Consider the following 3,765-nt stretch of genomic DNA (forward strand, 5'->3'; position numbering starts at 1 on the left):
TTTGATAATAAATTTCTATGAATAATAATATTATTTATGATGACGGAGGTATTATTTTCCTTACTATATAAAGATATTTGATAAATCTGTTAATTTTTATATTTTTTGGGCTTATACTTAAAGCTTGTTTATAATATGATAATGATGTATTAAAATAATCTTGTATTTGTTTATTCATTTTATATTTGAAATAATAGCAAATTCCTAAATTAAAATATACTTCATAACCATTCTTTCCATAAACTTTATTTTCTATAGATAGATTATAATTTTCTACGGCTTTATCTAAATATTTCTCTTCCTTCTCATATTTTTTATAAAGAAGAAGGTATATATCTCCAATCAAAGAATAGGCTTCTATATTGCCTAATTTTATAGATTGAATTAAATTTTCAAATGCATTTTCTATATATTCTATTTTTAGAGTTTTTTCAAATAAATGTTTTAATATCAAGGCTCTATTAAAATTGCATTTAGGGTATTTTGGATTAATGTCTAAAACTCTGCTGTAGCAATGAAAGGAATTTATAATATATTCGTAATTTCCTGTTTTTAAATAAACTTTGTAATAAAGCATTCCAATATCGAAATAATAATCTATATTGTTTCTATCTATATTGGATATGTATTCCAAATAAAATAAGGTAAATAAAGCATATTTTATTTTGTTCGTAATATCAAATAAATATTTAAAAAAGCTAATGCATAATCTAATAGAGAATATATTCATATTTAAACTGCTTAAACATTTTCCTGCTTTTATTAAGTATTTATTATTTTGATGAATTTTAAACATTACATTATTAAATATGAATAAATATTTATTAGCCAAATCTCTATTAATATGCAAAAGATTTATATACTTATCAAAATAATCATCAATAACAATCATATCTCCGTATTCATTGAATAAAAGATAATAAATATTTATTAATCTTTCATAAATAGAATCGATTCCTACTCCTAAAGATAAAGCCTTGTCATAATATTCCAAGCATTTAAGAAGATAATCATATTTGCTTAGTTTATCTATATTATTGTTATTTTGTATTTTTAAATTATATAAATCTCCTATTCCTTCCAATGCTATTAATGAAGTTTCATCATTAGTAAGTATATTATTAAAACATGATAAAGAATTATTAAATATTCCATCAACATTATATACACTATAAATTATAGAATATAAAAATCCTAAATTCTCTATAGCTTTATAATATGAATTGTCTAAATCTATTGCAGCGAGATAATTTTTTTCTGCTATTTTATAATCTTCAAATTTACTTTCTGTTATTCTGAAATGATGAAGCAAAGCTAAATTATAATATAGAGTTTTATCATATTTATTTAAATTTAAAGCATAATCAAAATATTCTAAAGAGCTTTCAAAATATTTCATATCTTTTGTTATTTTATATCTTTCATAATATATTATTGCTTTTTGTGATAGATTTCTTGTATCATATCTAAATACGTCTATATTCTTATCAACATAGTATAAAGCTAAATCAAAATATTTATTTGTATTATGTTCGTCTATATATTTAAGTCTGTATAAATCACTTATGGCAATAAAAGAATTTGAAGCTTTAAAAAATAATAAGGCTTTATTGAATAGTTCATCTTTTGAATTAACATTTGAACATAATTCTTTTTCTGCTAAACTATTGCAGTATAAATTATAATAGAAGCAGCCTATATTATGATTAATATAATATTCTAAAACTTTATTATTATATAAATGTCCGTCATTAGATAATGTTTCATAATCATGAATAATAAATGTAAAATAATTATGATCATCAAAATAATGAAAAGCTAATTTATATAATTCAAATCTATTTATATAAGTAAATAAATAATCTCTGTCTATGGCTAATGCTCTATTATAATAGTATATAGCTTCATCAAAATAATCTTTATTTTTTGTTATTTTAAATTTTGATTCGTATAAATAGGCTATAGAATTTAATATATCAACATCATCTAAATCTAAATGATTAAAATAAGAAAAAGAAGCATTAAAATATAAATCATCGCTTGTATTATTGTAGCATATCAAATATAAGTAAGCCATAAAGTAATACATATATTTATTATTTTCTAATGCCTTAGTATAATAATTCATAGCAGTTTCAAAATCTTCTTTGCTTTTTGTTACATTATATTTTATAGTGTATAGAAGTGCTAAATGATTATGAATTGTATCATCATATATTTTGCTTTCTTCCAACTGACTATAAACTGAAATTGATTCATCATAAAAATGAAAGTCATTACTGAATTTAAACATCAAGGCATGCAGATAGCCTAGATTAATAAACATATTAATTTCTAATGTTATATAAGAAATTTCAATATAATAATTTACTGCTTTCAAATAGTAATCAGAGTTTTGTGTAGATATAAATTTATCTCTGTATAATTTAGCTAAATCACATAATGCAAATATATTATCACTATCAACCATATCACTATAAATATCTGAAGCCATATCAAAATAATTTTCAAGGTTTGGAAATTTTGCTTTATACAATAAATAAATATCATAATTCAAATTAATATCATTTCCATATCTTGATAATACTTCTTTATAATTTGATAAAGATTTTTTAAAATATTCATTATCTTTAGTATTAATATATTTGAATTGATATAGTACTGCCAAAATAAAATAAGTGATTTCATTTGCATTTTTTATAATTTTATTTATATGATCCATTGCTATATCATAATAAATATCATCATAGTCATAAATATATCTTGTATAATATAGGAATGCTGCTTTATTTCTTGCATATAAATTATTTGGTTCTCTTATTAATACAGAGTTGATACTTCCTACAACATTTTCAAAACTTTCATTATCTCCATTGTAGGCACATTCATCTATATATGAATCAATTATACTTTGAATTATAGCAACTTTATATCTTAAATTTAGGTAATTGTCTTTTTTTAATTTTTCTATATAATCATAAAAGAATAAGTCATTATTTTCAAATGTTTCAAAATTGAGTTTTTTAAGGAATGAAAAACTGATATCGGCTTTCATGTTATGAATGAAATTATAGTAGTTCATAATATACCTAAATTTTTATAAGCTGTAATTATATTGAATAATTTATATATATTTACTACAGCTGAAATATTATTCATAACCTGACCTTTATAAAACATATATGTATATTATACATAAAAAAATATTTATTTGAATATATTATTTATTAAAAAAAATAAAAAAAAGAGAGGCTAAAAATAGCCTCCCACATTTTATAAAAATAGAGCTTTAAGAAATGTCAGTTATTATTTTTTATTTTTCTATATTCAGATAAAAATTCGTTTATTATTGTTTTTAATTGTCTATTATATTCCATATTTAATTTTATAGAATTATTGATAATGATACTATCAGGATTTTGTTTAGCCATTTCTAAATTCATTTTAGTTTTTTCTAAATACATTTTTTTCCTTAATTTTTCTATCTTTGGCTGATATTCATTTTTTAAATGATTTATTTGTGATAATTGTTCTTGTGTTAATGAATTTTCATTATAAATAAAATAAGTATAAGGTTCATAATAAGAATAATTTTCATTTGCAAATAATGATACTGATAAAATAACAGTGATAAATGCCGCTATGATGATACGTTTCATAGTTTTATCCTTAAACTAATTTCTTTTTATTTTTATAATTAGACGTATAAATATTAATAAAAGTTCCCAATATTTTTTATTTATTAAAAAAATATACTATGTAATT

2 protein-coding genes are annotated in these 3,765 nt (G+C 20.1%); both read right to left on the reverse strand.

The window, feature by feature from the left end:
* Window positions 1-34: 34 nt before the first annotated feature.
* Entirely contained in the window at window positions 35-3,082 is a 3,048-nt protein-coding gene (locus R4K56_RS14485; RefSeq protein ID WP_335773175.1) for a tetratricopeptide repeat protein, read from the reverse strand.
* A gap of 217 nt (window positions 3,083-3,299) precedes the next feature.
* Window positions 3,300-3,659, reverse strand: a complete 360-nt coding sequence (locus R4K56_RS14490; RefSeq protein ID WP_335757808.1) for a hypothetical protein — start codon at window positions 3,657-3,659, stop codon at window positions 3,300-3,302.
* Window positions 3,660-3,765: the final 106 nt, after the last annotated feature.

Origin of the sequence: Brachyspira pulli (assembly GCF_036997785.1) — a bacterium.
GTDB lineage: Bacteria > Spirochaetota > Brachyspiria > Brachyspirales > Brachyspiraceae > Brachyspira > Brachyspira pulli.

What these genes read in the sequence shown, in the direction of transcription:
- R4K56_RS14485 (WP_335773175.1), bottom strand. Translation starts at nt 3,082, where the DNA reads ATGAACTACTATAATTTCATTCATAACATGAAAGCCGATATCAGTTTT.
- R4K56_RS14490 (WP_335757808.1), bottom strand. Translation starts at nt 3,659, where the DNA reads ATGAAACGTATCATCATAGCGGCATTTATCACTGTTATTTTATCAGTA.